Below are 14,700 nucleotides of genomic sequence, written 5' to 3' on the forward strand. Positions count from 1 at the left end.
ATTTCATACGAAAGGCTGAGATCATGTTGCAGAATATTACCTCTCGCTTGCCGGATAGCCGCATTACACTAAGCTTAGTTTCACGCGGCACAGATAAAGGCACTGTCCTTGAGCCGCGAGGTGAAAGAATCCTCTTTTACTGAATGCAATATGATGTCTAATGTTTCACACTCTGGAGGTTAGAGATGGCAAACCATCGTGGTGGTTCAGGTAATTTCGCTGAAGACCGTGAAAGAGCATCAGAAGCAGGTCGTAAAGGTGGCCAGTCTAGCGGGGGCAATTTTAAAAACGACCCTCAGCGCGCATCAGAGGCTGGTAAAAAAGGGGGTAAAAATAGCCACGGCAGCAACAAGTAGTACGCCGGGTTAACTCTCTGCCGCCGGGTTTCCCGGCGGTTTTTTTATGTCTGCTACATTGAACTGTAATCAAAGGCATCGCACACTACAGGATTGATTCTTCGTGCTGGTGTCCCATGTCCGTTTCCCGTTTTACTTTCTCCATTAAGCCTCAGGAAGCCATCCTGATTTTGATCACCATGTTCTGGGGCGGAACCTTTCTTGCCGTTCAGTACGCGGTCACGATGAGCGATCCGTTTTTCTTTGTAGGGCTGCGTTTTGCAACCGCGGCGGTTGCCGTGGCGCTTATTTCGCTGAAAACCCTGCGCGGGTTGACCCTGAGAGAGCTTAAAGCGGGTGTCGCTATTGGCGTGGCGATTGCCATGGGCTATAGCCTGCAAACGTGGGGGCTCCAGTCTATCTCCAGCAGTAAATCCGCCTTCATCACCGCCATGTACGTACCGCTGGTGCCGCTGTTGCAGTGGCTGTGCCTGGGCAGAATACCGGGCCTGATGTCGTGCATTGGTATCGTGCTGGCGTTCATCGGCCTCATTTTATTAGCCGGGCCGGGAAATAATCTGCTGGCGCTGGGGCCGGGAGAGATCATCACGCTGGTGGGGGCCGTTGCCATTGCGGCTGAAATTATTCTGATTAGCGCCTGGGCAGGAAAAGTGGACGTCAAGCGGGTGACGGTCGTGCAGCTTGCCACCGCGTCGCTGGTGGCGTTCGCGACGATGGTGCCAGCAGGGGAGTCCGTCCCGCCGATGTCTACCGGGCTTATCGTCGTGGCGCTGGGGCTGGGCTTTTTTAGCGCCATTATTCAGGTCACCATGAACTGGGCGCAGCGCAGCGTATCTCCGACACGGGCGACGGTCATCTATACCGGTGAACCGGTGTGGGCGGGTATTTTCGGGCGACTCGCCGGTGAGCGTCTGCCGCTGCTGGCGCTGGTGGGCGCGGCATTTATTGTCGCCGGGGTGCTGGTGAGCGAGTTAAAGTTAAAAAAACGACGTAAGGCGACTGCCGGGTTGGGCACTGAACAAGGGGCAGATAGCTAACAACGCGCACGCTGTCCGTTTTGCCCGGCGGCGCTTCGCTTGCACGGGCCTACAATTGGCATGTAGGCCGGGTAAGCGTAGCGTCAACCGGCTATTTCAGGATCAGGGGGTGACGGCTTCCGCTTGCGCTTTATCCCCTTTGCGGCGGCTAAGCAGGGCATTGAGCAGGATCGCGCCGAAGGTCGCCGTACCAATCCCGCCCACCGTAAACCCGCCCAGCGTCAGGGCGAAGTCGCCTGCGCCCAGCACCAACGTGACCGCCACCATGATCAGGTTACCGTTCTGGCTCAGATCAACATGATTCTGCACCCAGATGCGTGCCCCCGCGACGGCAATCAGACCAAATACAACAATCGAGGCGCCGCCAATCACGGGTGCCGGGATGGTGTGGATCAATGCGCCGAATTTTGGGGAAAAGCCGAGCAGTATCGCCATCACCGCCGCCGCCACGAAGACCAGCGTCGAGTAGACTTTGGTCACTGCCATCACGCCGATGTTTTCCGCGTAGGTCGTCACGCCGCTGCCGCCGACCGAGCCGGAGAGCATGGTCGCCAGACCGTCTCCCACAAACGCCCGCCCCATATACGGGTCCATATTGCGCCCGGTCATTCCCGCTACGGCTTTCAGGTGGCCCAGGTTTTCAGCCACCAGGATCACCGCGACAGGCGCGATGAGCATCATCGCCTGAGCGTTAAAGGTGGGCGAGGTCATGTGCGGCATCCCGAACCAGGCGGCCTGGTGAATCAGTGTGAAATCAACCGGCTTGCCGAGACCAAACACGTTCGCCAGCAGCGCGTAGATCAGACAGGCCGCAATCAGCCCGACCAGGATCAGCAGCCGCTGGATCATCCCGCGCGTAAAGACCGCCACCACGCCGATGCACAGCACCGTAATCACCGCCATCCAGCTTTCAAACGGCGAGCCGGATACGCTCTTCACCGCAATCGGCGCGAGGTTCAGGCCTATCGCCATCACCACCGCCCCGGTGACGACGGGGGGCATCATCCGCTCGATCCAGCGCGTGCCGACTTTCATCACCACCAGACCGGTCAGGGTGTAGACCAGCCCACAGGCGATAATGCCGCCGAGGGCCACGCTCAGGTTGGGGTTAATGCCCTGACCGTTAAACCCGGTCGCTGCAATAACGACTCCCACAAAGGCGGCGCTGGAGCCCAGATAGCTGGGCACGCGCCCGCCGGTGACAAAAAAGAACAGCAGGGTACCCATACCCGACATCAAAATGGCGAGGTTAGGATCCAGCCCCATCAGCATGGGCATTAGCACCGTCGCACCAAACATCGCGACCGCATGCTGCACGCCCATCACCATTGTCTGCCCGAGCGGGAGCCTTTCATCCGGCGCGACCACGCCTGCTTCTGTGGAGGTCGATTTCAACTGCCAGTGGGGAAGTCCGAACATGTTCTGTCTCCTGAATGCGGATTAACAGGCGGGTCGCATAAGTGCGTGATAGCCGCGGTCGAACCACACCAGCCCTTGCGGTGCCGGGTGGCGAACGATGGATACGATGTCGCAAAACAGAATGTCGTGGGTGCCGACGCTAACCACCTGGCTGATGCGGCAGTCGAACGAGGCCAGGGCATTTTCCAGACGTGGACAGCCCGTGTCGCCTGTCTGCCAGCGGGCAGCGGCAAAGCGGTCCTCCATCGGCGTTTTACCGCCAAACAGGTTGGATAATGGCTCCTGTCCGGCACTCAGCGTGTTAACGCACAGGGTGCGGTTCTCGTTGAAAATCGGCCAGACGGACGCGCCACGGTTGAGGCAAACCAGCAGAGTGGGCGGGGAATCGGTCACGCTGCATACCGCGCTGGCGGTAAAGCCCGCCATTCCCGCAGGGCCGTCGGTGGTGATGATATTGACCGCCGCACCGACGCAGGCCATGGCATCACGGAAGGTTTGTTGATCGGGTGTCGTCATGATGGCTCCTTACGCCAGCCCGCAGGCGTCTTCGAAGGTCAGACGCGGTAAGCGCCCATAGACTTTGCTCATATCGCCATAGCCGATGTTAATCAGCAGATTGCTTTTAAGCAGCGTGCCCGTGAAAAAGGCCGCGTCCACTTTTTCCCGGTCAAAGCCGGACATCGGCCCGGTGTCGAGCCCGAGCGCGCGGCAGGCGAAAATCAGGTACGCGGCCTGCATCGAGCTGTTGCGAAAGGCGGTCTCTTCCGCCAGTGCGGGGCTGGAGGTAAACCAGCTTCTGGCATCGCCGTGCGGGAACAGTACAGGCAGGCGCTCATAAAACTCGCTGTCCCAGGCGACAATTGCCGTGACCGGGGCGGTGAGCGTTTTCTCAAGGTTGCCGCTGGAGAGCGCCGGGCGCAGCTTCTCTTTTCCTTCCGGGCTTCGCACAAAGACAATGCGCGCCGGGGAACAGTTGGCGGACGTCGGCCCCCATTTCATCAGGTCATAAATCTCGCGCAGCGTCTCGTCACTGACCGGTATATCCAGCCAGCCGTTATGGGTACGTGCGCCGGTAAACAGCGTTTCCAGCGCGGCGGGCGTGATGGCTTCGCTCATTCAGGCTCCTTACAAAGCGGGTTCAGGGCTGTGCAGCAGGCTGGCAAGCCCGTTCAGCAGCAGCGTGTTAAAGATGTCCGGCGCGGTCACGTTGCAGGCATGCCCGCCCTGGCGCATGACCGTTTTGCGGGCGTGCGGGAGGGCGGCGTGCAGTTCCGCGGAGCAGACGGACGGCACCAGCAGATCGTCGGTGGAACAAATAATCTGCACGGGGCAGCGAACGCGTGCAGCGTGGCGGCTGAAATCGGCCTGTTTCAGCGCATGCAGCCTGCGCAGCAGATTGGCTTTGCCCTGGAAATGGGCCAGCGCCAGCGCTTCCTCGGCCTCCAGCCGCGGAGCGCGGGCAGCCATCCAGTCTGCCGGGTAAAGAAACAGCGGCTGTGCCTCTACCCACGCCTGAGCCCCGCCCGCATGCAGTAGACGTTCGCGAACGTCAAAACAGCGTCGGGTATGGGCATTGAGGGTCAGCCAGCCGTTGACACAAACCAGCGCGGTGAGGGCGTCAGGCTTATCGATAGCCAGCCGCAGGCCGACCAGCGCCCCCAGCGCGTGGCCGACCACGCAGTAACGGGCGATCCCGGCCCCGGCTAACGCCAGCGCGAGCTCGTCGGCCATGTGTGCGAGGGTGTAGTCTTCCGGCAGGGTATCCGGGTTATTCCCCGTGCCCCGCTGGTCGTAGCACACCACCTGATACTCCTGCCCCAGCACGGCGAGCTGAGGCAGCCAGTAGCTCCCGCTGCCGCCGAGCCCGGCAATCAGCACCACCACGGGCGCGCCCGCAAAGGGGGGCGGGGAAATGGACAGTTTCATGGCGGCCTCACTTCGCGATGTGCGCAACGGTGGCAATTTCAACCAGCGCTTCAGGCTTTACCAGCCCGCACTGGATGCAAAATCGCGCCGGTTTATCGCCGGGGAAAAACTCCGCGTAGATCTCGTTAATCGCGGCGTAGTTTTTCCAGTCGGTGATAAAGATGCTGTTGAAGGTCACGTCCTCCATCGTGCCACCCGCCGTTTCGATCACGGTTTTGATCGTCTCCAGCACGTGGCGGGTTTGCGCCTTTGGGTCATCGATAAACACCACGTTGTTGTCTTTATCAAACGGCAGCGTGCCTGAGACATACACCACGCCGTCGGCGAGGGTACCGGGGACAAACGGGGCTATCGGGGTGCTGGTGCCCGGCGGAATAATCACGGATTTCGGCATAGCGGTTCTCCTCAGGCGATGCGGGCGAGCGGGGGATCCAGCGCGTCGCAGAAATCATTGACGTTACTGACCCAGCCAAAAAAAGTTTCGATATTGAACAGGGCGGCTTTCTGGGCAAAATCCGGCCCGGCCTGATGGGTAGCGTCTTCCAGCACCACGCCAAAATACTCGAGGAAGAAGCCGTCGCGCAGGGTGGACTCCACGCAGACGTTGGTGGCAATGCCCGTAAAGACCAGATGACGAATGCCCCGGCTGCGCAGCAGGCTGTCGAGCGGGGTATTGAAAAAGCCGCTGTAGCGCGGTTTCGGCAGTACGATATCGCCAGCTTCCGGTACCAGCTCATCCACCAGCTGATAATCCCAGCCGCCTTTCGCCAGCAGCGTGCCCTGGAGTTCAGGCCGTTGGCGCATGGTTTTCAGGGCGTTGGATTTGTGAAAGTTGGGTGAGCCGGGACCGCCAGCTTCGACGTACTGGTCGTCCCAGCCATTCTGGAACCAGACGATCAGCATGCCCGCAGCACGCGCGGCGCTCACGGCGGTTTTGATATTCTCAATCACCGGCTGCGTGGCCGAGACGTCGAACCCGGCCAGATCCAGATACCCGCCTTTACTGGCATAGGCGTTTTGCATATCCACCACGATCAGCGCGCTCTGCTGCGCGTCAAAGGTGATGGCCTCCGGGCGAGCGTTGAGGGTCGTCATTACGCCACCTCCTTCGTCACGGCAGGGATGTGGGCGCGGCACTGCATCAGCGGCTGAATACGCTCGCCGAAGGTTTCCACGCCGGTGAGAAAATCATCGAAGGTCAGCAGCACGCCTTCGGCGCCGGGCACGGCAGCCACTTCGTCGAGCATTCTGGCGACGCTGGCATACGAGCCAACCAGGGTGCCCATGTTGATATTGACGGCAGACGTCGGGTCGGCCATCTGGCGAACGTTGGTGTCCGCGCCGGAGCGGGTATCCTTCTGGCTCTGCTCGGTCAGCCAGCTCAGGGCTTCCTCGTCGGCGCCATCCTTATATTGTTCCCATTTGGCGCGCGCGGCGTCGTCGGTTTCGTCGGCAATCACCATAAACAGCACGTAGGAGCCCACGTCGCGCCCGATTTTGTCGGCGGCCGATTTCATGCGTGCCGCGGTGGGCGCGAAGGCGGCAGGGGTGTTAACGCCTTTGCCGAAGCAGAAGTTGAAGTCGGCGTATTTGGCGGAGAATTCCATCCCCGCGTCGCTCTGCCCGGCGCAAATCACCTTCATCGGCACCGACGGCTGGGGGCTGACACGGCAGTCGTTCATGGTGAAGAAGTCGCCTTTGAAATCGCTTTTGCCGGTGCCCCACAGATCGCGCAGCACCTGCACGTATTCAGTCAGGTAGTCGTAGCGACGGGAGAAGTAATCGTCACCCGGCCAGATCCCCATCTGCTCGTACTCCGGCTTTTGCCAGCCGGTGACAAGGTTGACGCCAAAGCGCCCGCCGGAGATGGAGTCGATGGTGGAGGCCATCCGCGCCACGATTGCCGGGGGAAGGGTAAGGGTGGCGGCGGTGGCGTAAATCTGGATGCGCGAGGTTACCGCCGCCAGGCCCGCCATCAGGGTAAAGGACTCCAGGTTGTGGTCCCAGAATTCGGTCTTACCGCCGAAACCGCGCAGCTTGATCATCGAGAGCGCAAAGTCGAAGTGGTAATGCTCCGCTTTCTGCACGATGGCTTTATTCAGCTCAAAGGTCGGCATGTATTGCGGGGCCGTGGTCGAGATAAGCCAGCCGTTGTTGCCGATCGGTACAAATACGCCAATTTTCATCACGAACCTCTCTTCATTACGTCGCAGGTGTCACGACGTTTTTGCAAAGGGAGTGCCAGTTTTGAAAAATACTTTGTTATTAGGGTGTTAACTGGTGGCTGTTAAATTTAACAGCGAAAATGTGGACTAAGTGGTCAAAATCATTGCACAGAAAACAGGCACTCATGCGCGCTGAGGGTGCAGAAGGTCGTGGCGAGACGGGGGTTTTGCTATGCTGAGCGCAGGACAGAAAATGGAGAGCGAAAATGACACAAGGCGCAGTGAAAACACCCGGTAAACGTTCGCAGGCGGTGAGCGCCAAGAAACAGGCGATCCTCAGCGCCGCGCTGGAGACATTTTCGCAGTTTGGTATTCACGGTACACGCCTTGAGCAGGTGGCGGAGCAGGCCGGGGTGTCCAAGACCAATCTGCTCTACTACTACCCGTCGAAAGAGGCGCTATATGTGGCGGTGATGCAGCAGATCCTGGATATCTGGCTCGCACCGCTTAAAGCATTTCGCGAAGAGCTGGCCCCGCTGGTTGCGATAGAGGAGTACATACGCCTGAAGCTGGAGGTATCGCGTGATTATCCCCAGGCATCGAGGCTGTTTTGTCTGGAGATGTTACAGGGCGCGCCGCTGTTGCAGGCGGAGCTGACGGGAGATCTAAAGCAGCTGGTGGACGAAAAATCGGCCATTATTGCCGGATGGGTCGCCAGCGGAAAACTGGCGCCCGTCGATCCGCAGCATCTGATATTCATGATTTGGGCCTCAACCCAGCACTACGCTGACTTCGCGGCCCAGGTCGAGGCGGTAACCGGTAAAACGCTCCAGGACGAGGCGTTTTTCCAGAGCACCCTGGAAAACGTGCAGCGGATGATTATTGAAGGGATCCGCGTGCGTTAATCAGCCGGTTGGAAAGGGCAGCTTAAATTGCCCTCTTCACACTGCATCAACGAGGCCAGAAAGGCTTCGCGCTCCGCTGTTTTCTCCGTCAGGCACTGGTTGATAATCATCGGCTGAATAGTGCCACCTTCGGTTCCTGAACCCATCAATTTACAGTCTGCGTCACGCAGGGCGATCCACGCCTGCTGCGCCTTTTTCAGCAGGTCGCGCTGAGGGGCTGCCGCGCGTTTGATGGCGGCCTGGTACGTCTGGTTGAGCTTTTTATCCGCAGCCTGGTACTGCTCTGCCGCACAGGCACTGAGTTCTGTCTGGGTGGTCGCTTTGTCGCACTCGTCGGCAAGCGCACTGGCGCTGAGCAGCAGTGCTGCGCCTGCGAGAAATACTCTTTTCATCATTCCCTCCGTGTAAAAAAGCCGGATGCGCTGCGCTTATCCGGCCTACGGTGATTTTGTAGCCCCGGTAAGCGTAGCGTCACCGGGGAAAGTTTACACGATTAACCGATTGTCATCAGGCTGGCGTTACCGCCTGCCGCCGCGGTGTTGACGCTGAGCGAGCGCTCCACGTACAGACGCTCCAGCAGCAGGTTGGTTTCCCCGCGCGCAAAGCCCTGCACGGAAACGATGGCACCGCTGCGGGCCGCAACCTGCTCACACAGTTCGCGCAGCTGGTCGGAATCACCATGGTAGATCACCGCATCAAACGGCTGGGTCAGCAGCGCATCGACCTTCGCAAAGCGAATGCGGGCCGAGACCGCTTTTGGCAACTGTTTGGCGAGATCGCGATGCAGCGCATCTTCCGGCCACAGCACTTCACAACCGGTTGCCATTGCGGCAGCCAGCTGCACCAGCGCGTCCTGCTCGTTATCGGCCACGCACAGTACGCGCTCGCGCGGCATCAGCGTCCAGGTGTTGCGCTCACCGGTTGGACCCGGCAGCAGGCGCTGGGTACCGGCCTGCGCCAGCTCGCCGTACTGCTGCGCAATTGCACGCAGTTCAGGGCGGTTTTCTGCCCACTTAATCAGCGCCTCCAGCGGCTGGGTCAGCACGGTTTTCACCTGCGTATCCACCGGATAGTGTGCGTCCTGACGCGCCAGGGTCACGCCCAGGGCGTTCTCCGGACGGTTAGCCAGCAGACGGTACAGGTAGAGCGGGCCACCCGCTTTCGGACCGGTGCCGGAGAGGCCTTCGCCGCCGAACGGCTGCACGCCCACGACTGCGCCGACCATATTACGGTTGACGTACAGGTTGCCGACTTTAGCATTGCCGGTCACCTGGGCAATGGTTTCGTCGATACGGGTATGCACGCCGAGCGTCAGGCCGTAACCCGAGGCGTTGATCTGATCGATCAGCTCGTTGAGGTTGTTACGGTTGTAGCGCACAACGTGCAGTACCGGGCCGAAGACCTCTTTTTTCAGCTCGTCGAAGCTTGCCAGCTCAATCAGCGTTGGCGGCACGAAGGTGCCGGTCTGCCACTCGCGGGCATCTTCACTGTTCTCACGCACCGCCTGGAACACCGGACGGCCTTTGGCACGCATGGTCTGAATGTGGTTTTCGATGTTGGCTTTGGCTTCCGCGTCGATCACCGGCCCGATATCGGTGGTGAGACGGCCCGGGTTGCCCATGCGGCATTCCGCCATCGCACCGCGCAGCATCTTCAGCGTGTGGTCAGCCACGTCATCCTGTAAGCACAGCACGCGCAGGGCGGAACAGCGTTGACCCGCGCTGTCGAAGGCAGAGGCCAGCACGTCAACGACGACCTGCTCAGTGAGCGCGGAGGAGTCCACGATCATGGCGTTCATGCCGCCGGTTTCAGCGATCAGCGGCGTTGGACGGCCCTGCGCATCCAGACGGGTGGCGATGTTGCGTTGCAGCAGGGAGGCTACTTCGGTCGAACCGGTAAACATCACGCCGCGCACGCGGTTATCGGAGGTCAGTTTGGCACCCACCGTTTCACCGCGCCCCGGCAACAGCTGCACCACGCCCGCCGGTACGCCCGCTTCCAGCAGAATGTTGATGCCCTGAGCGGCAATCAGCGGAGTCTGCTCTGCCGGTTTTGCCAGCACGCTGTTGCCTGCGGCAAGGGCCGCGGCAATCTGGCCGGTGAAGATTGCCAGCGGGAAGTTCCACGGGCTGATACAGACCACCGGGCCGAGCGGACGGTGCGTTTCGTTGTCGAAATCATCGCGCACCTGACCGGCGTAGTAGTGCAGGAAGTCGACCGCCTCGCGCACTTCGGCGATGGCGTTGCTGAAGGTTTTACCCGCTTCACGCACCAGAATGCCGATAAGCTGCTGCATCTGATCTTCCATCAGCACCGCCGCGCGTTCCAGAATGGCGGCACGCTCCTGCGGCGGGGTGGCAAACCAGATTGGCGCGTTGTTCACCGCGCTCTCCAAAGCCTGATCCACTTCCGCTTCTGTGGCTTCGCGCACGTAGCCGACGATATCCTTCGGCTCTGCCGGGTTGATCACCGGCTGCATTTCACCGTCTTCAACGGACTGCTCAAGGATCGGTTTGGCCTGCCACTTCTGCAATGCGCTGTTAAGCAGGGCAGAAGAGAGCGACGCCAGACGGTGTTCGTTGGCGAGATCCAGACCCGCCGAGTTGACGCGACCTGCACCATACAGCTCGCGCGGCAGGGCAATCTTCGGATGCGGCAGACCAATCTGGCCTTCCTGCGCCGCCATCTTCTCTACGGCCTGTACCGGATCGGCCACCAGTTCGTCCAGCGGCAGGGTGGTATCGGCGATGCGGTTAACGAAGGAGGTGTTCGCCCCGTTCTCCAGTAAACGACGCACCAGGTAGGCCAGCAGGGTTTCGTGAGTACCTACCGGGGCATAAATACGGCACGGACGGTTCAGCTTGCCGTCGGCCACTTTACCGGTCACCTGTTCGTACAGCGGTTCACCCATGCCATGCAGACACTGGAACTCGTACTGGCCCGGATAGTAGTTCTGACCCGCCAGGCTGTAGATCGCCGCCAGGGTGTGGGCGTTGTGGGTGGCGAACTGCGGATAAATCAGGTTCGGCACGCCGAGCAGTTTTTTCGCGCAGGCGAGGTAAGAGACGTCGGTGTAGACCTTGCGGGTATAGACCGGATAGCCTTCCAGTCCTTCCATCTGGGCGCGTTTGATTTCGCTGTCCCAGTAGGCACCCTTCACCAGACGGATCATCAGGCGGCGACGGCTGCGGCTGGCCAGGTCAATCAGGTAGTCAATGACGAACGGGCAGCGTTTCTGGTAGGCCTGGATAACGAAACCAATCCCGTTCCAGCCCGCCAGCTCCGGCTCGAAGCACAGTTTTTCCAGCAGATCGAGGGAGATCTCCAGACGATCCGCCTCTTCGGCGTCGATGTTGATGCCGATGTCATACTGGCGCGCCAGCAGGGTCAGGGACTTCAGGCGCGGGTAGAGTTCTTCCATCACCCGGTCGTACTGCGCGCGGCTGTAGCGCGGGTGCAGAGCGGAAAGCTTGATAGAGATGCCTGGCCCTTCATAAATACCGCGACCGTTGGACGCTTTACCGATGGCGTGGATCGCCTGCTGGTAAGAGACCATGTAGGCCTGCGCGTCGGCGGCGGTCAGCGCCGCTTCGCCCAGCATGTCGTAGGAGTAGCGGAAGCCTTTGTCTTCCAGCTTGCGGGCGTTCGCCAGCGCTTCGGCAATGGTTTCCCCGGTGACGAACTGCTCGCCCATCAGGCGCATCGCCATGTCCACACCCTTGCGGATCAGTGGCTCGCCGCTCTTGCCGATAATACGGTTCAGGGAACGCGACAGGTTGGCTTCGTTATGGGTGGAGACCAGCTTGCCGGTAAACAGCAGGCCCCAGGTGGCGGCGTTCACGAACAGGGACGGACTGCGGCCAATGTGGGAGTGCCAGTTGCCGTTGCTGATTTTGTCGCGGATCAGGGCATCGCGGGTGGCTTTATCTGGGATACGCAGCAGCGCTTCCGCCAGACACATCAGCGCCACGCCTTCCTGCGAGGAGAGGGAGAACTCCTGCAACAGACCCTGCACCATGCCGGCGCGTCCGCTGGCGGTTTTCTGATTACGCAGCTTGTCGGCGAGCTGATACGCCAGGCTGTGCGCCTGAGCGGCAACGGCTTCCGGCAGGCGCGCCTGCTCCAGCAGCATCGGCACGGCGTCGGTTTCGGCACGGCGATAGGCGCCGGTAATGGCGGCGCGGCTGACGGACTGCGGCAGGATCTGCTCGGCAAATTCCAGGAACGGCTGGTGGTTCTCATCAGCGGCCGTCGCGGCCTCTTCGCCTTCGTTCACAGCGCCCGCCAGCAGGGCAGGCAGCTCCGGCAGACCTTCTTCACTCTCCAGTCTTTCCAGATAGTTAAAAATCGCCTGCTTAATTAACCAGTGCGGCGTGCGGTCGATACGGGTCGCAGCGGTTTTAATCCGTTCGCGGGTAGCGTCATCCAGCTTAACCCCCATGGTGGTCATCCCCATGCCAAAACTCCTGTTGTTCTGTAATAGCGTTCTGTTGATAGCGTGAAATATCCACCATGTTGCAACTTTGTGCAACCGTGTTAAATGTGACCTGGTCTGCAAGCTGGAAAATGAATGGATTGTTAACGATTAGTTAGCTGTGAAAAAGAACGCGCGGCGGTTTCTGAGCCCAGTTTTTATGCGGTGCTTAACACTTTTTAAAGGTGCAACCCATAAAAGCGTGAGCGAGTGCAACCTATAGGAAAGACGTATAAAACCAGGGATGAAATTCATGTAAATGCAGTGTTAAATCGTTTGTCAGTGGGATGCGTATACGGCAGGATAGCGCGCCCAACGGAAACACATACACACATCACTACGTTCCGGTGATGACATAACAAGGCAGCCCGGACGGCTGTCGCTCGACATTTTGGAGAATTTGAATGGCTATTAGCACACCGATGCTGGTGACATTTCTCGTTTATATTTTTGGCATGATCCTGATAGGGTTTTTGGCATGGCGTTCCACTAAAAACTTTGACGACTACATCCTCGGCGGGCGCAGCTTGGGCCCGATGGTCACCGCACTCTCAGCGGGCGCATCCGACATGAGCGGCTGGCTGCTGATGGGGCTGCCGGGCGCGATTTTCATCTCGGGTATCTCCGAAAGCTGGATCGCCATCGGCCTGACCGTTGGCGCGTGGATTAACTGGAAGCTGGTAGCAGGCCGTCTGCGTGTGCATACCGAAGCCAACAACAACGCCCTGACGCTGCCGGATTACTTCACCGGACGCTTTGAAGATAACAGCCGCATATTGCGTATTATCTCTGCGGTGGTGATCCTGCTGTTCTTCACCATCTACTGTGCCTCCGGCATTGTGGCGGGCGCGCGTCTGTTCGAAAGCACCTTCGGCATGAGCTATGAAACGGCGCTGTGGGCCGGTGCGGCCGCGACCATCCTCTATACCTTCGTGGGCGGATTCCTGGCGGTAAGCTGGACCGATACCGTGCAGGCGAGTCTGATGATTTTCGCCCTGATCCTGACCCCGATAATTGTGATTTTTACCGTCGGCGGCTTTGGCGAATCGCTGGAAGTGATCAAGCAGAAGAGCATCGAAAACGTCGATATGCTGAAAGGGCTGAACTTCGTGGCCATCGTCTCCCTGATGGGATGGGGCCTGGGCTACTTTGGTCAGCCGCACATTCTGGCGCGCTTTATGGCGGCGGATTCTCACCACACCATCGTTCACGCGCGTCGCATCAGCATGACGTGGATGATCCTGTGTCTGGCGGGGGCGTGCGCGGTCGGTTTCTTCGGTATCGCCTACTTCAACAACAACCCGGCGCAGGCGGGCGCGGTGAACCAGAACGCCGAGCGCGTGTTCATCGAGCTGGCGCAGATCCTGTTCAACCCGTGGATTGCCGGTATCCTGCTCTCCGCGATCCTGGCGGCAGTCATGTCCACCCTGAGCTGTCAGCTGCTGGTGTGCTCCAGTGCCATCACCGAAGACCTCTACAAAGCGTTCCTGCGTAAGGGCGCGAGCCAGAAAGAGCTGGTGTGGGTAGGGCGTTTTATGGTGCTGCTGGTGGCGCTGGTGGCGATTGCGCTGGCGGCTAACCCGGAAAACCGCGTGCTGGGGCTGGTGAGCTACGCGTGGGCGGGCTTTGGCGCCGCATTTGGTCCGGTGGTGCTATTCTCCGTTCTGTGGTCACGCATGACCCGCAACGGCGCGCTGGCGGGGATGATCATCGGTGCGGTTACCGTTATCGTCTGGAAACAGTTCGCGTGGCTGGGCCTGTACGAAATTATCCCGGGCTTCATCTTCGGCAGCCTCGGTATTGTGGTGTTTAGCCTGCTGGGTAAAGCGCCGTCTGCATCTATGCAGAAGCGCTTTGCGGAAGCGGATGCGCATTACCACTCAGCGCCGCCGTCTAAGCTCCAGGCTGAGTAATTTCCCCCTCACCCTAACCCTCTCCCCGGTGGGGAGAGGGGATAGTCCTTTCACCTATGTGAGTCTTCATCAATGAGAATTAAAACAGGGCTAATGGTGGCAGCATACGTGATGCTGGCGGGCTGTAACGCTCCCACGCAGCATGCGGCGGTGGAGACCTGCAAAGCGGATAACCAGATGCAGCAGACTACGCTCTATTTTGGCTTGAATCGCCCGGCAGGGGCGCAGATTACCGGCAGCGAGTGGCAGCAGTTTGTCGACCAGGACGTGACGCCGCGTTTTCGCGATGGCTTAACGGTGGTTGATGCCCGCGGGCAGTGGCTGGGGAACGACGGAAAAGTGGCGCGTGAACCCAGCAAAGCGTTAATGCTCATCCATGGTAAAGACGCGCAGAGCGAGAAGAACATCGAAGCGTTGCGCGGGATCTATAAGTCTCGTTTCGCGCAGGAATCGGTGATGCGGGTCGACCAGCCGGTGTGCGTGCAGTTTTAATGAGAACGGCGGG

At 59.7% G+C, this 14,700-nt stretch carries 14 protein-coding genes; 5 read left to right on the plus strand and 9 right to left on the minus strand.

From position 1 onward, the window contains the following. Nucleotides 1-185: 185 nt before the first annotated feature. Entirely contained in the window at nucleotides 186-356 is a 171-nt protein-coding gene (locus L2Y28_RS07685) for a general stress protein (RefSeq protein ID WP_001273664.1), read from the plus strand. 116 nt (nucleotides 357-472) lie between these two features. Continuing rightward, nucleotides 473-1,393 carry a DMT family transporter gene (locus L2Y28_RS07690; protein WP_022647676.1) on the plus strand — a complete coding sequence of 307 codons (921 nt, stop codon included), beginning with the start codon at nucleotides 473-475 and terminating at the stop codon, nucleotides 1,391-1,393. A gap of 102 nt (nucleotides 1,394-1,495) precedes the next feature. On the opposite strand, the gene rutG is transcribed toward L2Y28_RS07690, so the two are convergent. The 7 genes from rutG to rutA are packed head-to-tail and all read right to left on the minus strand — an operon-like array spanning nucleotide 1,496 to nucleotide 6,924. Then, nucleotides 1,496-2,812, minus strand: coding sequence for a pyrimidine utilization transport protein G (gene rutG / locus L2Y28_RS07695; RefSeq protein ID WP_022647677.1), 1,317 nt, complete (start codon nucleotides 2,810-2,812; stop codon nucleotides 1,496-1,498). 21 nt (nucleotides 2,813-2,833) lie between these two features. After that, entirely contained in the window at nucleotides 2,834-3,328 is a 495-nt protein-coding gene (rutF, locus tag L2Y28_RS07700; RefSeq protein WP_022647678.1) for an NADH-dependent FMN reductase RutF, read from the minus strand. A 9-nt stretch (nucleotides 3,329-3,337) separates the two neighbouring features. Beyond that, nucleotides 3,338-3,928: a malonic semialdehyde reductase gene (locus L2Y28_RS07705; protein WP_022647679.1), complete on the minus strand. Its 591-nt coding sequence runs from the start codon at nucleotides 3,926-3,928 to the stop codon at nucleotides 3,338-3,340. A 9-nt stretch (nucleotides 3,929-3,937) separates the two neighbouring features. Beyond that, nucleotides 3,938-4,738, minus strand: coding sequence for a pyrimidine utilization protein D (gene rutD / locus L2Y28_RS07710; RefSeq protein ID WP_022647680.1), 801 nt, complete (start codon nucleotides 4,736-4,738; stop codon nucleotides 3,938-3,940). A 7-nt stretch (nucleotides 4,739-4,745) separates the two neighbouring features. Continuing rightward, nucleotides 4,746-5,132 carry a pyrimidine utilization protein C gene (rutC, locus tag L2Y28_RS07715; RefSeq protein WP_015570870.1) on the minus strand — a complete coding sequence of 129 codons (387 nt, stop codon included), beginning with the start codon at nucleotides 5,130-5,132 and terminating at the stop codon, nucleotides 4,746-4,748. Between the two features lie 11 nt (nucleotides 5,133-5,143). Next, complete coding sequence (rutB, locus tag L2Y28_RS07720) at nucleotides 5,144-5,833, minus strand: pyrimidine utilization protein B (RefSeq protein WP_022647681.1); 690 nt, start codon at nucleotides 5,831-5,833, stop codon at nucleotides 5,144-5,146. Next, a complete protein-coding gene (gene rutA, locus L2Y28_RS07725; RefSeq protein ID WP_022647682.1) occupies nucleotides 5,833-6,924 on the minus strand; it encodes a pyrimidine utilization protein A in 1,092 nt (363 codons plus the stop codon). The genes rutB and rutA overlap by 1 nt, the downstream gene beginning before the upstream one ends. Nucleotides 6,925-7,169: 245 nt before the next feature. Here rutA and rutR point away from each other — a divergent pair, with 245 nt between their 5' ends. Beyond that, on the plus strand, nucleotides 7,170-7,808 hold the full coding sequence (rutR, locus tag L2Y28_RS07730) for an HTH-type transcriptional regulator RutR (RefSeq protein ID WP_022647683.1): 639 nt from the start codon (nucleotides 7,170-7,172) through the stop codon (nucleotides 7,806-7,808). Here rutR and L2Y28_RS07735 read toward each other — a convergent pair. Beyond that, nucleotides 7,805-8,200 carry a lysozyme inhibitor LprI family protein gene (locus L2Y28_RS07735; protein WP_022647684.1) on the minus strand — a complete coding sequence of 132 codons (396 nt, stop codon included), beginning with the start codon at nucleotides 8,198-8,200 and terminating at the stop codon, nucleotides 7,805-7,807. The two genes, rutR and L2Y28_RS07735, sit on opposite strands and share 4 nt — an antisense overlap. A 101-nt stretch (nucleotides 8,201-8,301) precedes the next feature. Further along, nucleotides 8,302-12,264: a trifunctional transcriptional regulator/proline dehydrogenase/L-glutamate gamma-semialdehyde dehydrogenase gene (putA, locus tag L2Y28_RS07740; protein WP_022647685.1), complete on the minus strand. Its 3,963-nt coding sequence runs from the start codon at nucleotides 12,262-12,264 to the stop codon at nucleotides 8,302-8,304. A 422-nt stretch (nucleotides 12,265-12,686) separates the two neighbouring features. Between putA and putP the strand changes: the two genes are divergently transcribed. Beyond that, nucleotides 12,687-14,195 (plus strand): sodium/proline symporter PutP, encoded by a 1,509-nt coding sequence (putP, locus tag L2Y28_RS07745; RefSeq protein WP_022647686.1) that lies wholly within the window; start codon nucleotides 12,687-12,689, stop codon nucleotides 14,193-14,195. Nucleotides 14,196-14,267: 72 nt separating this feature from the next. Beyond that, the gene (locus L2Y28_RS07750) at nucleotides 14,268-14,687 is read left to right on the plus strand and encodes a DUF3574 domain-containing protein (protein ID WP_022647687.1); all 420 of its coding nucleotides are present in this window, start codon (nucleotides 14,268-14,270) and stop codon (nucleotides 14,685-14,687) included. The last annotated feature ends 13 nt before the right edge of the window (nucleotides 14,688-14,700 follow it).

The organism is Enterobacter sp. JH25, assembly GCF_021725435.1.
GTDB classification, from domain to species: Bacteria; Pseudomonadota; Gammaproteobacteria; order Enterobacterales; family Enterobacteriaceae; genus Enterobacter; species Enterobacter intestinihominis.